Below are 16,838 nucleotides of genomic sequence, written 5' to 3'. Positions count from 1 at the left end.
ACGTAGAGTCAGGTTCTGGATCAGGACAGCTCGGCCAGGGTCCGCTCGGCCTCGACCAACCACTCGCGGCGCGCCGCGGCTGCCTCGGCCGCCTCCTTGGCCCGTCGTTCATCGCCCGCCGCGGTGGCCTTGGCGGCCTTCGTCTCCAGCGTGGCGATCGCCTCGCGCAGCGCGTTGACCGTCTCCGCCGCGCGGCTGTGCCCAGCCGGGTTGGATCGCGTGCGGGCGACGTCGTCCGCGCCGCGGATGGCCGATTCCACCGTGCTCAATCGGGACTCCACCCCGGACCGGGCCTCGCGCGGCACATGCCCAATGGCCTCCCAGCGCTCCTGGATGGAGCGCAGGGCAGCGCGCGCGGAGCGGATGTCGGTGATCGGCAGTAGCGCCTCGGCCTCGGTGCACAACGCCTGTTTGGCGGCCAGGTTGGTGCTCTGCTCGGAGTCACGGGCGCCCATCGCGGCGTTGCGTCCGGCGAAGAACGCGTCCTGCGCGGCCCGGAAGCGGGCCCACAACGCATCGTCGGCCTCGCGGCCGGCCCGGCCCGCGCCCTTCCACTGGCTCATCAGGTCCCGGAAGGCCGAAGCAGTGGCCGCCCAATCGGTGGAGGCGGCCAGCGCCTCGGCCTGCTCGGCGAGTTGGACCTTCACGGTGCGCGCAGCGTCCCGGTCGCCGGCGAGTTCGTGGTAGTGCACCTTGCGCCGCTTGGCGAACGCCGAGCGGGCGGCGGAGAATCGCTTCCACAGTTCGTCGTCGGACTTGCGGTCCAGCCGGGCGCAGGATTTCCACTCCTCCAGCAGCGCGGTCAACCGGTCGCCACCGACCCGCCACTGGTTGCCCGCGGCGATCGCCTCGGCCTCGGTGACGATGCGGTCCTTGGTGGCACGGGCCGCGGCCGCGGCGGCCGCCCGAGCCGCCCGGTGTGCCTCGGCGGCCGCCTTGAGCGCCTCCTCGACGGCGGTCAACTGGGCGCTGAGTTCTTCGGGCACACCCACCGCGGGTCCGGCCGCGATCACCGCCCGAAGGCGCTCCAGTTCGGTATTGGCCTGCTTGAACGGAATCTCGTTGGCGGCCACTTTGGCGGCCAGTGCGCTGAGTTCATTGCCCAGCCCTTCGACACCGGCCCGGACCTGCGCAGCTACCCGCAAGGGCGAGATCGTTTCGGCGGAGGGTTCCTCAGTCGTTGCGGGTTCCTCAGTCGTCGCGGGTTCCTCGATCGCCGCCGGCTCTGCAGGGGCCGCGGGTTCCTCGATCGCCGCGGGTTCCTCAGCCGCCGTGGGCTCTTCAGCTGCTGCGGGCTCTGCAACCGCCACCGGCTCCGGAGTCGGGCTCGGGAGCACCGTCGCGTCGGGAACAGCGGCCGGCACGTCCGGCTCGCTGCCCTCGGGCGGCTGCGCGTTGGTCACCTCGCGCCTCTCGTCTGCAGACGAAAACTCATTTCGGTTTGGCGCTGCTGCTGGCAGTCGGCTTTGCGGAACCGGTGGACGTGGGCTTGGCAGAGCTGCTGGGTGTGGGCTTGGCGGTGGTGCCCTTGGGGGGTGTGGAACTGATGGTCACCTTGGTGATGGTGGTCTTGGTCTTGGGTACGTCGTTCTGCTGCGTCTGGGGGTTGAGCTCCGTGCCGCCCTTGGCGATCTTCTCGATCACGTCGACGCCGGACAAGATGTGGCCGAACGGGGTGTAGTTCGGGTCGAAGCTGGAGTCCTTGAACATCATGAAGAACTGGCTGCCGTTGGTGTTCGGGCCGGCGTTCGCCATCGCGATCACGCCCTTGGCGTATCGGGCACCGCTCAGCGCCTCGTCCGCGAACTTGTAGCCCGGTCCCCCCTGTCCGGTGCCGGTCGGGTCGCCGCACTGCAGCACCGCGTAGGTCAGGGAGTCCGCGGCGGTGTCGAGCAGGCGGTGGCAGGTGGTCTTGTCGAAATAGCCGTGCTGCGCCAGGAACACGAACGAGTTCACCGTGCAGGGTGCGGACTTCGCGTCCAGCTCCAGCTCGATCGTGCCGTGGTCGGTGGTCATCGTGACGTACTGCGGGGTGGTGTTCTCGGTCAGCTCCGGAGGCTTGCCGACGTTGCGGGCTCCGGCCGCCACCGGGTTGGGGCTGTCCTCGTAGAGGCAACGGAACTGGCCCGGCGGTACGCCGGTCTGGTCTGCGGTGGGCGCCGGGGAGGGGATCGGGTTCTTCGAGGCGTCGTTGCTGCTGCCGCCGTTGTGCACCAGGGCGACCACCACGGCGACGATCGCCACCACGGCCACCAGCGCGCCGCCGCCGCCGAGCACCTGCAGACGTTGCTTGCGGCGCTTTCTCGCGGACTCTGCCCGGGCGGCGGCCTGCCGCTCCTTGCGTCGCTCGGCGCTGGTCTGCTTCCCCTGCCCTGCCACGCGTTCTCCTTCTCCGCCGGGGGCCGGGCGCGGCGGGTGCACCCGCTCCTCCGGCGCCGCCAGTGTAGGGAGCCGACTTAAGCCGAAGGTCACAGCGGTGCTCCCGGCAGTCGACCGGCTAGGGTCAGCGACCGAACGGTTCGAGGGCCGAGCGGGGAGGATATGGAGCGATGCTGGTCGTAGGTTTCCCGGCTGCCGCATTCGACACCAACTGTTACGTCCTGGCGACGGGGCCGGGCGAGGAGTGCGTGGTCATCGACCCGGGCGTCGATGTTGAACCCATGCTCGAGGAGGTTTTCACCGAGCAGCGGCTGCGCCCGGTGGCAGTGCTGCTCACCCACGGCCACCTGGACCACACGTTCGCGGTCAGCCCGGTGTGCGGGGCGCACGGCATCTCCGCCTGGATCCACCCGGACGACCGGCACCTGCTGGTCGATCCGCTGCTCGGGGTGAGCACCCAATCGCGAAACATGTTCGGCGGGCGACTGGAGTGGACCGAGCCGGACGATGTGAAGCTGCTCGAGGACAATTCCGTGGTGCAGTTGGCCGGACTGGAGTTCACCGTCGATCACGCCCCCGGACACACGGCAGGTTCGGTGATGTTCCGACTGCCGCCGGACGCGGACATGCATGAGCCGTTGCTGGTGTCCGGCGACGTGCTGTTCCGGGGCTCAATCGGACGCACCGATCTGCCCGGCGGCAGCCACGAGCAGATGCTGCAGAGCCTGGCCACCAAGGTGCTGCCACTGGGGGACGGGACCCTCGTCCTGCCGGGCCATGGCGACCCCACCACCATTGGTGCCGAGCGGGCGACCAATCCGTACCTGGCAGAGGCCGCCCCGTTGGCCGGGCCGCACCGGGGTCTGTAGGGGAGCAGAACGTTGATCAGGACTCATCGCGCGGGCGCGCTGCGGGCGGCCGACGCGGGCAGCACGGTCGTGCTGGCCGGCTGGGTCGCGCACCGGCGCGACCACGGCGGCGTGGCCTTTCTCGACCTGCGGGACGCCTCGGGACTGGCCCAGGTGGTGGTCCGTGACGAGGCCGTGGCGCACGGGCTGCGCAATGAGTACTGCCTGCGGGTGACCGGGCGCGTGCAGGTGCGTCCGGAGGGCAACGCCAATCCGAACCTGGCGACCGGCGAGATCGAGGTCATCGCCACCGAGGTAGTGGTGTTGTCCGAGGCCGGGCCGCTGCCGTTCCCGATCGACGACCACGGCGCGGGCGTCAGCGAGGAAGCGCGGCTGAAGTACCGCTACCTCGACCTGCGCCGCACCAAGATGGCCGAGAACATGCGGTTGCGCTCACGGGTCACGCACGTCATCCGCGAGGTGATGGAGTCCGAGGACTTTCTCGACGTGGAGACCCCGTATTTGACCCGGTCCACTCCGGAGGGGGCGCGGGACTTTCTGGTGCCGGTGCGATTGCAGCCGGGCCACTGGTATGCCCTGCCGCAGTCCCCACAGCTGTTCAAGCAACTGCTGATGGTTGCCGGGCTGGAGCGGTACTACCAGATCGCCCGCTGCTTCCGGGATGAGGACTTCCGCGCCGACCGGCAACCGGAGTTCACCCAGCTCGACGTGGAAATGTCGTTCTGTACCCAGGCAGACGTGCGCGCGGTCACCGAGAAGGTGCTGCGCGCGGTGTGGTCGCGGGTTCTGGGTTACCGGATCGGCGAGATCCCGCAGATGGCCTGGCACGAGGCCGAGCGCCGCTTCGGCTCGGACAAGCCCGACCTGCGCTTCGGCTGCGAACTGGTGGACCTCACGTCCTACTTCGCCGACACCGAGTTCCGGGTGTTCCAGGCCGAGCACGTCGGTGCGGTGGTGATGCCCGGTGGGGCCGCTCAGACCCGCCGCGAGTTGGACAACTGGCAGGACTGGGCCAAGTCGCGGGGGGCCATGGGTCTGGCATATGTGACGGTGGGTCAGGACGGTACGCCGGCCGGCGTCGCGAAGAACCTGTCCGAGGCGGAGAGCGGCGGCCTGGTCGCCGCGGTCGGCGCGCAACCGGGCGACTGCATTTTCCTCGGCGCGGGGGAGCGCACCGCGACCCTGCAACTGCTGGGCGCGGCGCGACTGGAAATCGGGCGACGGTGCGCGCTCATCGACACCTCGCGTTGGGAGTTCGTCTGGATCGTGGACGCCCCGATGTTCGAGCGGACCGGGCACGGCGGCTGGGGTCCGGTGCATCACCCCTTCACCTCGCCCACGCCGGAATACGTGGACACCTTCGACACCGACCCCGAACACGCCCTGTCCGACGCCTACGACATCGTGCTCAACGGCACCGAGATCGGCGGCGGATCGATCCGTATCCACCGCAGCGACGTGCAGTCGCGGGTATTTGAGTTCATCGGGCTGACCAAGGACCAGGCCGAGGACCAGTTCGGCTTCCTGCTCGAGGCGTTCGCGTTCGGCCCGCCGCCGCACGGCGGCATCGCGCTGGGCCTGGATCGGCTGTGCGCCCTGTTGGCCGGCGCCGACTCCATCCGCGACGTCATCGCCTTCCCGAAAACCGCGTCCGGCGGCGACCCGCTCACCGGGGCGCCCTCGCCGATCACCCCGGCGCAGCGCAAGGAAGCCGGCATCGACGCCCCACCCGCATAGCGCCGCCGGCTAGGGTCGGCGGGGTGGAGTCCGAGTCGCTGTTCGACGCCGCCGCGGGACGGGTCGCGCCGTTGGCGGTGCGCATGCGGCCGCGCACGCTGGACGAGGTCGTTGGCCAGGAGCATCTGCTGGAGCCCGGTTCACCGCTGCGCCGGCTGGTGGAGGCCGACCCGAGCAGCAGCGCCGCCGCGCCGGTGTCGGTGCTGCTGTGGGGTCCGCCCGGGACCGGCAAGACCACGTTGGCCCGGATCATCGCCGGCGCGACCGGCCGCCGGTTCGTCGAACTGTCCGCGGTCAGCGCCGGGGTGAAGGAGGTCCGCGAGGTCCTGACCGCGGCCAAAAACGACTTCAGCGGACGGCAGACCGTGTTGTTCCTCGACGAGGTGCACCGGTTCTCCAAGGCGCAACAGGATTCGCTACTGCACGCCGTCGAGGACCGCGTCGTGACCCTGGTCGCGGCCACCACGGAGAACCCGTCGTTCTCGGTGATTTCCCCGCTGCTGTCCCGCTCTCTGCTGCTCACCCTGCAGCCGCTGACCGAACAGCACATCGGCGACCTGCTCGACCGAGCGCTGGTCGACGAACGAGGTCTGGCGAAGGCCGCCACGCTTGACCCGGACGCGCGCGATCACCTGATCCGGGTCGCCGGGGGAGACGCGCGCCGCGCGCTCACGGCGCTGGAGGCCTCCGCCGGTGCCGCGCTGGACCTCGGTCGCACCGAGGTCGACCTGGCGCTGGTGGAACGGGCGGTGGCCAAGGCCGCGGCCCGCTACGACCGGGACGGCGACCAGCACTATGACGTGATCTCCGCGTTCATCAAGTCCGTGCGCGGCTCCGATCCGGATGCGGCACTGCATTATTTGGCCCGGATGATCGCGGCCGGGGAGGACCCGCGGTTCATCGCCCGGCGGTTGGTGATCCTGGCCAGTGAGGACATCGGCCTGGCCGACCCGACCGCGCTGACCACCGCCGTCGCGGCCGCCCAGGCGGTGCAGTTGATCGGGCTGCCGGAGGCCCGGCTCAACCTGGCCCAGGCCACCATCGCGCTGTCGGTGGCGCCGAAGTCCAACGCAGTGATCAAGGCCATCGATGCGGCGAGCGCGGATCTGGCGGCCGGTCGGATCGGCTCGGTGCCGGCCCACCTGCGCGACGCGCATTACCCGGGCGCGGCGAAGCTCGGCCACGGCGAGGGGTACCGGTACGCGCACAGCTACCCGCACGGCGTGGTCGAGCAGCAATACCCCCCGGACGCGGTGGTCGGGCGGGACTACTACGAGCCGACGGTTAACGGTGCCGAGCGCGACCTGGCCGAGCGGCTGGCGAAACTGCGGCGGGTGGTTCGCGGCGAGCGGTGAACAGGACCGGGGCGAGCATGCGCTGCCGGCCCGAAGCGCTCTCCCGGACGCGCGCCGGAGGCCGCGGTTGGTCGGACGCAGTGCGGGGAGAGGGTCTCGGTAGGCTTCCCGGGTCCGATTCGCAGGCGAAGGGGTGTGAGCGGGTGTCCGCAGGACAGGTCGCGGGACTGATCGTGGCCATTGCCTGGGCCGTGCTCGTGCTGTTCATCGCCTACGTGCTGGTCGCGCTGGGGGGCACCCTCAAGGAGCTGACCCGGGTGGTCGGCGACGTGGGCGACTCCACGGTGCCGGTGCTGGTCGAGGTCACCACCACGGTGGCCACCGCGAATCTGGCGTTGGACCGGGTGGAGACCATCACCACCAACGTGTCCACGATCACCAAGAACGCCAGTGCGCTGTCCTCGATCGCGGCGGTGTCGCTGGGCGGCCCGATGGTGAAGATCGCCTCGTTCTCCTATGGCGTGCGCCGCGCGATGGGCGGCAAGAAGCAGCGCGAAATGCAGAAGCGGGTCAAGGCGCAGCTGCGCGAGGAGGGCCGCGGCGCGCGTACCGCCCGACGCAAGGCCAGCGTCGCCGCCCGTAAGGCGTCGAAAAAGGCGTCGAAGGCCAGGCGATGAGCCGGTTATTTTGGACAGCGATGGGGGTCACCGTCGGGGCGCTCGTCACCCGACGTGCGTCCCGTGCCATGGGCGCGCTGACCGCCGAGGGTGTGACCGATCGGCTGGCCACCTCGATCACCACGCTGGGGGGCGCCATGCGCGAGTTCGGTCAGGATGTGCGCGACGCCATGTGGGACCGCGAGGACGAGTTGTACGAGGCACTCGGCCTGAACGACGTGCCCGAGGAAACCCCGACCGCTCGCTAGTTTGAGGACGCACCAAGCATGGACTCCGCCGATATCCGCAATCGGTTCCTGCGCTTCTTCGAGCGCAACGAGCACCACGTCGTGCCGTCCGCGTCGCTGATCGCCGACGACCCGACGCTGCTGCTGGTGCCGGCCGGGATGGTGCCGTTCAAGCCGTACTTCCTCGGCGAGCAGACCCCGCCGTGGAAGCGCGCCACCAGCGTGCAGAAGTGCGTACGCACCCCCGACATCGACGAGGTCGGCAAGACCACGCGGCACGCCACGTTCTTCCAGATGGCCGGCAACTTCTCCTTCGGCGACTACTTCAAGTCCCTGGCCATCCCGCTGGCCTGGGAGCTGCTCACCTCCTCGGTGGAATCCGGCGGCTACGGCTTCGACGGGGACCGGCTGTGGTGCACCGTTTACACCGACGATGACCAGGCGCTGGAGATCTGGCACGATGCCGCCGGCGTTCCGCTGGACCGCATCCAACGTCGCGGGCTGGCCGATAACTACTGGCACATGGGCGTGCCCGGCCCCGGCGGCCCGTGCTCGGAGATCTACTTCGACCGCGGCCCGGAGTACGGCAAGGAGGGCGGGCCGGTAGCCGACGAGGACCGCTACCTCGAGGTGTGGAACCTCGTGTTCATGCAGTACGAACTGTCCGCCGTGCGCACCAAAATCGACTTCGACATCCGCGGTGAGCTGCCCGCGAAGAACATCGACACCGGCATGGGCTGCGAGCGAATGGCCGCGATCCTGCAGGGCGTCGACAACATCTATGAGATCGACACCACCCGCATGATCCTGGACCGGGCCACCGAGTTGACCGGGGTCAAGTACGGTGCCGACCACGCGAAGGACGTGTCGCTGCGGGTGGTCGCCGACCATTCGCGCACCGCGGCCATGCTCATCGGGGATGGCGTCACGCCGGGAAACGAGGGCCGCGGCTATGTGTTGCGCCGCATCATGCGCCGGGTGGTGCGCAACATGCGTTTGCTCGGCGGGCCCGAGGAAACCACGCATGCGCTGATCCAAACGGCGATCGACGCGATGGCGCCGCAGTACCCGGAACTACTCACCGAGGCGTCGCGCATCCACGCGGTGGCCGACGCGGAGGAAGCGGCGTTCCTGCGCACGCTTCGCGCGGGCACCTCGATCCTGGACTCCGCGGTGGCCGAGACCAAGAAGTCCGGCTCCGCCGAGCTGTCCGGTGAGCAGGCCTTCGCGTTGCACGACACGTACGGATTCCCGATCGACCTGACGCTGGAAATGGCTGCGGAGCAGGGGATCGAGGTCGACCGGGAGGCGTTCACCCGGCTGATGACCGAACAGCGTCAGCGCGGTAAGGCGGACGCGAAGGCGAAGAAGACCGGGCACGTGGATGTGTCTACCTACCGCGATGCGCTGACCGCGGCGGGCAAGCCGGTTGACTTCCTCGGCTACACCGATGTGGTCGCCGAGGCCGACGTGCTCGGGCTCATCGCGGGCGGTGCGTCGGTGCCGGCGGCGTCGGCGGGCGACGCGGTCGAGGTCGTGCTGAACCGCACCCCGTTCTACGCCGAGGGTGGTGGCCAGCTCGCCGACACCGGCGTGCTACGCGCGGGCGACGCGATGGCCGAGGTGCACGACGTGCAGTCCCCGGTGCCGGGCTTGATCGTGCACAGGGCCACGGTGCGCTCGGGTCAGTTCACCGTCGGCGACGCGGTCGTCGCGCAGGTCGACGTGGCCCGGCGCGCCGCGATCTCGCGTTCGCACACCGCGACCCACCTGGTGCACAAGGGCCTGCGCGAGGCCCTGGGGGAGACCGCGGCACAGGCCGGCTCGGAGAACTCCGCGGGCCGGTTCCGGTTCGACTTCTCCTCGCCCGCGGCGCTGCCCGCGGGCGTCCTCGACGATGTCGAGGTCCGGGTGAACGAGGTGCTGGTCGAGGACCACCCGGTGATCGCCGAACTGATGTCGCAGAACGAGGCCAAGGCTTCCGGCGCCATCGCGATGTTCGGCGAGAAGTACGGCGACGTGGTACGCGTGGTGTCCGTCGGGAACTACTCCCGCGAGCTCTGCGGTGGCACGCATGTGGCGCGCTCGGGGCAGCTGGGCCTGATCAAGCTGCTCGGGGAGTCCTCCATCGGCGCGGGCGTGCGCCGCGTCGAGGCCCTGGTCGGCGCCGATGCCTACCAGTTCTTCGCCCGCGAGCACGCGCTGGTCGCGCAGCTGACCGACACCATCAAGGCCCGCCCGGAGGAACTACCCGAGCGGATCGACGCGATCCTGGCCCGGCTCAAAGAGGCCGAGAAGGAGCTCGCCGACGTCAAGGCCGGGCAGGTGCTGGCCGCGGCCGGAAACCTGGCCGCCGGCGCCACCGACGTCGACGGCGTCGCCTGGGTCGGCGTGCGGTTGCCCGACGACACCCGCCCGGACGACCTGCGCACGCTCGCGCTCGACGTGCGCGGTCGCATCGCCGCCGACCGACCGAGCGTCGTCGCGGCCGTGGCGGTCACCGGCGGGAAGCCGTCCATCGTGGTGGCGACCAACGAGGCGGCCCGCGGCCGGGGGATCAAGGCAGGCGCGCTGGTGAAGCTCGCCGCGGGCGTGCTCGGCGGTGGTGGCGGCGGCAAGGACGACGTGGCTCAGGGCGGTGGCACCGACCCCACCAAGATCACCGAGGCCCTGGCGGCGGTGGCAGCGGCGGTGGGTGCTGCCGGCTGATGCGGCCCGGGGTGCGGCTGGGGATCGACCTGGGCAGCGTACGCATCGGCGTGGCCGCCAGTGACCCCTCCGGGTTTCTCGCCACGCCGGTGGAGACGGTGGCGCGCGGCCAGGGTGACCTGGATCGGCTGGCAGGTCTGGTCACCGAGCGGGACGCCGTTGAGGTGCTGGTCGGGCTACCGCGCTCGCTGTCCGGCGGTGACGGCCCGGCCGCCGCTGCGGCGCGCGCGTGGGCGGGGGAGTTGGCCACGCGCCTGGCTCCGACGTCGGTGCGGCTGGTCGACGAGCGGCTGAGCACGGTGGCCGCGGCCCGGGACCTGCGCGCGGCCGGGGTTTCCGGGCGTAAGGCCCGCGGCATGGTGGACCAGGCCGCGGCGGTGGTGTTCCTGCAGGCCGCGCTGGATGCCGAACGTTCCTCCGGCGCGCCCGCCGGGGAACCCGTCACCCCGGACCCGGCTTGAATATCGTGGGCGGGTGACCGGAACCACTGGGCATCCCGGCCCCCCGCCACCGCCGTCGCGGATGCGCCACCGCCGCTCCAAGGCCAAGGCGTTGGTTGCGGTGCTGATCGCGCTGATAGCGGTCGGCGTGATCGGCATCAGCTCCACGGTCGGCTTCAGCCGCGTCGTGCACCACTTCACCGAGGACACCGCGGACTTCTCCGGACCGGCCGGCCCGGACAAGGAGGTCAAGGTCATCCCCGGCTCCAGCCTGCGCACCATCGGCAAGATGCTGGCCGAGGCCGGCGTGGTGAAGTCCCAGGGCGCGTTCGTCGACGCCGCCAAACACAACTCGCGCTCCACCTCGATCGCGCCGGGCACGTACCGGATGGCCGAGCACCTGTCCGGCAAGGCCGCGGTCAGCCGACTGTTGGACCCGCAGTACCGAGTCCTGGCGCACGTGGTGGTGCCGGAGGGCCGCACCAGCAAGGAGATCATCGCCCTGCTGGTGCAACAGACCGGCATCGCGCAGGACAAGTTCGACGATGCGTTGAAGGACCCATCCGGGTACGGCATCCCGGACTGGGACAAGAACCCGGACGGACATCGGTCCGAGGGTTTCCTGTTCCCGGCCACCTACGACTTCGAGCCAGAAGCCACCGCCACCACGGTCCTGCAGGCGTTCACCAAGCGGTTCAACCAGGCCTCGCAGACCACCGGCATCACCACCAAGACCGGCCCACAGAACCTGACGCCGTTTCAGGTGTTGACGGTGGCGAGCCTGGTGCAGGCCGAGGCCAAGCGGGCCGAGGACATGCCCAAGATCGCGCAGGTGATCTACAACCGGCTGGCCAAGCAGATGGCGCTGCAACTGGACACCACGGTGCTCTACGCCAACGGTGGCATCCGCGCCATCACCACTACCGCGGCGCAACGGGCCATCGATTCGCCGTACAACACCTACAAGGTGATCGGGCTGCCGCCGGGACCGATCAACAATCCCGGCGAGGCCGCGATCAACGCCGCGCTGAGCCCCGAGGCCGGCCCGTGGCTGTACTTCGTGGCCATCAACCCGCAGACCGGGGAGACCCGGTTCGCCACCACCGGCGCCGAGCACGCACAGAACGTCGCGTTGTTCCAGCAGTGGATGCGCGAGCATCCCGGGTACAAGTGAGCGGGCGCCGTGCCGCGGTGCTCGGCAAACCGGTGCGGCATTCGCTGTCCCCTACATTGCACGCGGCGGCATACGCGGTGCTCGGGTTGGATTGGGTCTACGACTTCCACGAGGTCGATGAGGACGGCCTGGCGGGGTTCGTCGCGGGCCTGGACGAACGCTGGGCGGGCCTGTCGCTGACCATGCCACTCAAGCGCGCGGCGATCCCGCTGTGCGACACGCTCGGCAAGGTCGCCGGTGCGGTCCGGGCGGTCAACACGTTGACCTTCGACGCCGCGGGCACCCACGGGGAGAACACCGACGTGCCCGGCCTGGTCAACGCCCTGGCCGAGGTCGGGGTGACCGAGGTGCCCACCGCCGCGGTGCTCGGTGGCGGGGCGACCGCTGCCTCCGCCATTGCCGCGCTGGCCGGGGTGTGCACCGGCGAGGTCGAGATCTACCTGCGCACCGCCGCCCGGGCCGAGGAACTGCTGCCGCTGGCCGAAGGATTCGGCGTGCCGCTGGTGGTGCGGTCCTGGGACGACGCCGGCCGGGCCGCCGATGCACCCCTGGTCATCTCCACCGCCCCCTCCGGCGCCGCGGACGGGCTCGCCGGCGAGCTGCCCGACGACCTCGCGACGCTCTTCGACGTGGTGTACGACCCGTGGCCCACTGCGCTGGCCGCGGCCTGGGCGGCTCGCGGCGGCCAGGTACTCGGCGGCCTGGACCTGTTGATCCATCAGGCTGTGCTGCAGGTGGAGCTGATGACCGGTCACCCGGTGCCGCGTGGCGACGTGGTGGCCGCCATGCGCACCGCCGGACGGGCCGTCCTCGCGGAACGAGCGATGCGTCCGGCCCGCCCGATGCCATAACCGCGGAATGGCCGCACGCAACGGAAGGAATGGTGAGCGGATGAACCTCGCACGGCGGATCACCGACCCACGCTTGCTCGGTCCCGGCATCGCGGCGGGCCGGGTTGTCGTCGGCGTGGCGGCCATCGCCCGGCCCGCGCTGCTCGCGCGCACCTGGGTCAGCGAGCAGCGGGCCGCAGAGCCCGGCATACGGGTCTTGGCCCGCGCCCTGGGCGCGCGCGACCTTGCTCTCGGCGCGCTGACGCTGGCGGCCTGTGCGCGCGGGTCGGCGGGCGCCCGACGCGCGACGGTGGGGCTGGGCGCCTTCGCCGACGGGGTGGACCTGGCGGCCACCGCGCTGGCCTGGCCCTCGCTGCCCGCCAGGGGCCGGTACCTGGCCCTGGCGGCCACTGTGGGCGCCACCGCCCTGGGCGTCGGGGCAGCGCTGATGGGGCGTCAGGACGCCTGATGCCCAACCGGGCCGTGGACGTCGACGCCGTCGGACGCGACGTGGACGCCGTGCTGCGTCGGCTGCCGGTGCGCCAGACCTACACCGGCAACATGTTCCGGGTCACCGGGGTACTCACCGACGCCACGTCAGCACAGCTGCGCCGCCGTCGCGAGGAGGTGACCATGGCCGCTCGACTGGGCACCTCGCTGCCCAGTCCGTTCGGGAACCTGGCCCCGGATCCGGCGCCGGATCCGGACAGCGTGAAGTCCGCGTTCGAGGCCATGCAGTCCCCGGTCGCGCGCCTGGTTCACGAGTCGCTGTGGCTGTCCGGGGTCGCCGTCCACGATGAGGCGGTGGCCGCGCACACCCGGGCGCTGGACTGCGCCGACGCCGATGACGAGCAGTGGCGCACCGCGTTGGCCGCCTGGTCCCACACGTTGTCCGATGAGGCCTATTGGTTCCGCTTGGAACGCCGGGCCAAGGAACTCGACGACCCGCGGGTGTCGGTGGCCACGGTGACCGCGCTGCGCAGCCGATTGCCGCGCCGGGTGTTGGCGCCCAACGCAGAGTTGGCCGCGGCGGCCGCCGCCATGGGTGACACCGCGCGGGTGGCCCGACATGTGGCGCTGCTGCACCACGCCCCCTTCCCCGCCGAGACCGTGGCTGCGGCCCTGCGTGATGCCTGCAACCCGGTGGTGGATCGCATCCACGACGAGTGCGCCGCGCTGACCGAGGGCTGCTCTGACGATCCGTCAGAGATGATTGAGCGGTGCACCGCGTTGTTGGCCGAGGCGCCCCGGTTGTTGGCCGTGCCCGCCGCGGTACTGCCGGACGACGGGCTGTCCAACGCATTGCACGACGAGATCGCCAACACCATCACCCGGGCCGCGGTGGCCCGGGTGAACGATGGCGGGGAACCCGCGCAGGTGCAGCCGTTGCTGGACGCGGCGGCGAAGCTGGCCCGGGAGAAGACCACCGTCGATCTGGTGGAACGCACCCGGCGCGGCCTGGCCGAAGCGGCGGTACTCGCCGTGGTCGAACCGTGGATCAGCTCCAGCAACCCGGACGGCGCTGTCGAGGTGTTGACCCGTTGGCGCCGCCGTGGCGTCGAACCGCACCTGGCAACTGAGGTGGACCGGGTGGTCCGTGACCCGCGGGCGGTCCGCGCCGCCCTGGCGGACGTGCCCACCCGCGCGGTGTTCGCCGGCTGCGGGGTGCGGCCCTACGGCCACCGCGCCCGGGCCGGGGACACCTGGGTGGAAACCCGGTTCGTCACTGTGTTCTGGGTGCCGGTCTATCCGCTGGGCTCGTACCTTTCCGACGACGAGTTCGTCTACGCGCGGGTGCCGACGAGCCACTTGGTGCGCTGGTTGCGTCTGGGGTTGCCCATTGACGCCCTGCTGGGGCTCTGCCTACTGGTACTCCCTCCGCCAATCACCGCGGCGGTCGCGCTGGCCACCGCGGCGGTGCTGGCCGGCGCGGCGGGGCAACGCCGACGCAGCATCGACGCCTGGTTGGACGAACGCCTCGCGCCGTCGTGCGGCCGGCACGAGGACGACTGATGAGTGATCACGACGCGGCACTGGCCGATGCGCTGACCAACCTTTGGCGGGCCGGGCGCAAACTGTCCGGCGGCGGCTCCGATGAACAACGTCAGGCGGCCCGGCATGTGCGCGCCGCGTGCACCGCGCTGGCCGAGGCCGGGTTGTCCTTCCAGGATCACGACGGCACCAGTTTCGATCCGGGCATGGCCCTGGAGGTGATCGCCTACGAGCCGCGCCCGGATGCTTCCGCGGAGACGGTGGTGGAGACTGTCCGCCCGTGCGTGTACCGGGACGGCCGGCGCATCCAGATCGGCCAGGTGATCGTGGCCCGGCCGGAGAAGAAGAAGCGAGTGCTCGGGGGTAGGTCGTGAGCCGGGAGACCATCGACGTCGGCATCGACCTGGGCACCACGAACAGCGCGCTGGCCATCGCGGCCGGAGCCGATGCCGCCGTGGTGCGCAACACCTGGCAGCGCGAGTTCACCCCGTCCGCGGTGTACGTGTCGGAGAACGGCAACATCTACGTCGGCGACGAGGCGAAGAGCCGGCTGGAGCGCGACCCGGACAACGCGTGTGGCGAGTTCAAGCTGCAGATGGGCAGCCCCGGCGAGCACAAGGTGTTCGCCGCGTCGGGCCGCCGGATGACCCCGGAGGACCTGTCCGCCGAGGTGCTCAAGTCACTGCGCGCCGATCTGGCCCGGTCCACCGGCGACCAGGTCGAGGCTGCGGTGATCACCGTGCCCGCCGCGTTCGAACTCGACCAGTGCGACGCCACCCGCAGGGCCGCCGCGTTGGCCGGGCTGGAATTCGCCCCACTGATCCAGGAACCCACCGCGGCTGCCTGGGCGTACGCCGGCACCGCCGAGACGCACCGGGCGTTCTGGCTGGTCTACGACTTCGGTGGCGGCACCTTCGACGCCGCGGTGATCAACGTGCGGGATGGCGAGTTCGGCGTGGTGAACCACGCCGGCGACAATTTCCTCGGCGGCAAACTCATCGACTGGGCGCTTGTCGAGAATCTATTGGTACCCGCAGTTGCGGAAGAATTTGGGCTGAGCGACCTGCATCGTGGCAACCGTAAATGGGCAAGCAACATCGCAAAACTTAAGAACGTTGCGGAGTCGGCGAAAATTGCGTTGTCCGCCAACCCCACCACCGAGGTGCGCGCCGAGTTGTCCGACGCCGACGGCAAGCCGTTGGAGTTCGTCCGCGAGGTGCACCGGGCGGAGTTGGAGCGGTTCACCGACCCGCTCTACACCCGCTCGGTCAACCTGTGCCGGCGCGCGCTGGCCGAGAAGGGCCTGGCGCCGGGCGACATCGAACGGGTGATCCTGGTTGGTGGCGCCACGCTGTCCCCGGCGCTTCGGGACCGACTGGCCGATCCGGTCGCGGGTCTGGGCATCCCGTTGGACCACTCCATGGATGCGATCACCGTGGTGGCCCGCGGGGCGGCGATCTTCGCGGGCACCCAACGGGTGCCGCGCAAGGCGGGCGGGGCGGGTCGGGCCGACGAGGTCACGCTGGAGCTGGAGCACAAGGTGGTCGGTGCGGACGACGAACCGTTGGTCGGTGGCCGGGCGACCGGCACCCCACCGGGCACCGACTGGGCCGGCTGCACGATTGAGTTCGTCAACGCCCATGCACGTCCGCCGTGGCGCTCCGGGCGCATCGAGGTGTCCGCGGACGGCATTTTTCTCACGCGGCTGCGCGCCGCGCCGCGCGCCACCAACAGCTACGCGATTGAACTGCGCGACCCACGGGGCACCGCGTTGCCCACCCAACCCGAACTTCTGACCTACCGGCATGCCCCGCTGTCGGGCGGCGCCGCGGTGCTCACCCACTCGGTAGGGGTGGGTCTGGCCGGCAAGGAGGTGCGCTGGTTGCTGGAAAAGGGCACCGAATTGCCTGCGCACCGGCGCATCGTGCTGAACACCACGGTGGACCTACGCAAGGGTTCCGGGCAGGGCCTGATCCGGGTGCCGCTGGTGGAGGGGGAGCGCCCGCGCGCCGACCGCAACACCCCGATCGGACGATTGGACCTGCATCCGCGCGAGGTGCGCCGCGACGTGCCGGCGGGCAGCGAGATCGAGATTTCCATCGAGATCGACGCCGGCCGCACGGTGCGCGCCGAGGCCTACGTTCCGGTGCTGGACTGCGATTTCGACATCTCCGTGCACTTGGGCCGCGCCGAGACGCCGTCCGCCGCCGAGTTGCGCACCAGCCTGTCCGAGGTCGCCGACCGGGCGCACGAGGTGCGCCGCGCGGTTGCCGAGCTCCCGGTGCCCGAGGCCACCCGCCCCCTGGACCGGCTCTACGCCGAGGGTGTGCTGGAGGAGGCCGGTCGGCTGTTGCGCGCCGCCGAGGTGGATCCGGTGGCCGGGTCCACCTGCCACGCCCGGCTGTTGGACGCGGAGACCCTGCTCGACGACGTCGAGGACGCGCTCAAGCTGCCCGCGCTGATGGAGCGGGTGCGCAACTTGCGCGAGGTGGTGTCCCGCAAGGTCACG

Annotated in this window: 15 protein-coding genes; 13 read left to right on the top strand and 2 right to left on the bottom strand. The window is 70.7% G+C overall.

Translation table 11 applies throughout. From position 1 onward, the window contains the following. Positions 1–20 precede the first annotated feature (20 nt). Positions 21–1,145, bottom strand: coding sequence for a DUF349 domain-containing protein (locus VGJ14_11365; protein ID HEY2833013.1), 1,125 nt, complete (start codon positions 1,143–1,145; stop codon positions 21–23). A gap of 286 nt (positions 1,146–1,431) precedes the next feature. Continuing rightward, the gene (locus tag VGJ14_11360) at positions 1,432–2,379 is read right to left on the bottom strand and encodes a peptidylprolyl isomerase (GenBank protein ID HEY2833012.1); all 948 of its coding nucleotides are present in this window, start codon (positions 2,377–2,379) and stop codon (positions 1,432–1,434) included. A 170-nt stretch (positions 2,380–2,549) separates the two neighbouring features. Between VGJ14_11360 and VGJ14_11355 the strand changes: the two genes are divergently transcribed. From VGJ14_11355 to VGJ14_11295, 13 genes are all read left to right on the top strand, one after another. Beyond that, positions 2,550–3,248 (top strand): MBL fold metallo-hydrolase, encoded by a 699-nt coding sequence (locus tag VGJ14_11355; protein HEY2833011.1) that lies wholly within the window; start codon positions 2,550–2,552, stop codon positions 3,246–3,248. 12 nt (positions 3,249–3,260) lie between these two features. Next, entirely contained in the window at positions 3,261–4,985 is a 1,725-nt protein-coding gene (aspS, locus tag VGJ14_11350) for an aspartate--tRNA ligase (GenBank protein HEY2833010.1), read from the top strand. Between the two features lie 23 nt (positions 4,986–5,008). Further along, positions 5,009–6,340 carry a replication-associated recombination protein A gene (locus tag VGJ14_11345; protein HEY2833009.1) on the top strand — a complete coding sequence of 444 codons (1,332 nt, stop codon included), beginning with the start codon at positions 5,009–5,011 and terminating at the stop codon, positions 6,338–6,340. 143 nt (positions 6,341–6,483) lie between these two features. After that, on the top strand, positions 6,484–6,957 hold the full coding sequence (locus VGJ14_11340) for a DUF948 domain-containing protein (protein ID HEY2833008.1): 474 nt from the start codon (positions 6,484–6,486) through the stop codon (positions 6,955–6,957). Next, positions 6,954–7,205, top strand: coding sequence for a hypothetical protein (locus VGJ14_11335; GenBank protein HEY2833007.1), 252 nt, complete (start codon positions 6,954–6,956; stop codon positions 7,203–7,205). Before VGJ14_11340 ends, VGJ14_11335 begins: the two co-directional genes overlap by 4 nt. A gap of 18 nt (positions 7,206–7,223) precedes the next feature. After that, a complete protein-coding gene (gene alaS / locus VGJ14_11330) occupies positions 7,224–9,893 on the top strand; it encodes an alanine--tRNA ligase (protein HEY2833006.1) in 2,670 nt (889 codons plus the stop codon). Further along, complete coding sequence (gene ruvX, locus VGJ14_11325; GenBank protein ID HEY2833005.1) at positions 9,893–10,354, top strand: Holliday junction resolvase RuvX; 462 nt, start codon at positions 9,893–9,895, stop codon at positions 10,352–10,354. The genes alaS and ruvX overlap by 1 nt, the downstream gene beginning before the upstream one ends. A 13-nt stretch (positions 10,355–10,367) precedes the next feature. Beyond that, a complete protein-coding gene (gene mltG, locus VGJ14_11320; GenBank protein HEY2833004.1) occupies positions 10,368–11,507 on the top strand; it encodes an endolytic transglycosylase MltG in 1,140 nt (379 codons plus the stop codon). Continuing rightward, positions 11,504–12,358, top strand: a complete 855-nt coding sequence (locus VGJ14_11315; GenBank protein HEY2833003.1) for a shikimate dehydrogenase — start codon at positions 11,504–11,506, stop codon at positions 12,356–12,358. Before mltG ends, VGJ14_11315 begins: the two co-directional genes overlap by 4 nt. Positions 12,359–12,398: 40 nt before the next feature. Beyond that, positions 12,399–12,806 carry a hypothetical protein gene (locus VGJ14_11310; GenBank protein ID HEY2833002.1) on the top strand — a complete coding sequence of 136 codons (408 nt, stop codon included), beginning with the start codon at positions 12,399–12,401 and terminating at the stop codon, positions 12,804–12,806. Continuing rightward, positions 12,806–14,350 (top strand): hypothetical protein, encoded by a 1,545-nt coding sequence (locus VGJ14_11305; GenBank protein ID HEY2833001.1) that lies wholly within the window; start codon positions 12,806–12,808, stop codon positions 14,348–14,350. Before VGJ14_11310 ends, VGJ14_11305 begins: the two co-directional genes overlap by 1 nt. Continuing rightward, positions 14,350–14,703 (top strand): hypothetical protein, encoded by a 354-nt coding sequence (locus tag VGJ14_11300; protein ID HEY2833000.1) that lies wholly within the window; start codon positions 14,350–14,352, stop codon positions 14,701–14,703. The genes VGJ14_11305 and VGJ14_11300 overlap by 1 nt, the downstream gene beginning before the upstream one ends. Further along, positions 14,700–16,838, top strand: a 2,139-nt coding sequence (locus VGJ14_11295; protein ID HEY2832999.1) for an Hsp70 family protein, incomplete at its 3' end; no start/stop codon positions are given. The genes VGJ14_11300 and VGJ14_11295, both read left to right, overlap by 4 nt.

Source organism: Sporichthyaceae bacterium, assembly GCA_036493475.1.
In the GTDB taxonomy this organism is placed as follows: Bacteria; Actinomycetota; Actinomycetes; order Sporichthyales; family Sporichthyaceae; genus DASQPJ01.
Note: the sequence above shows the minus strand (reverse complement) of the source record. Positions and strands in the feature narration are given on the sequence as shown.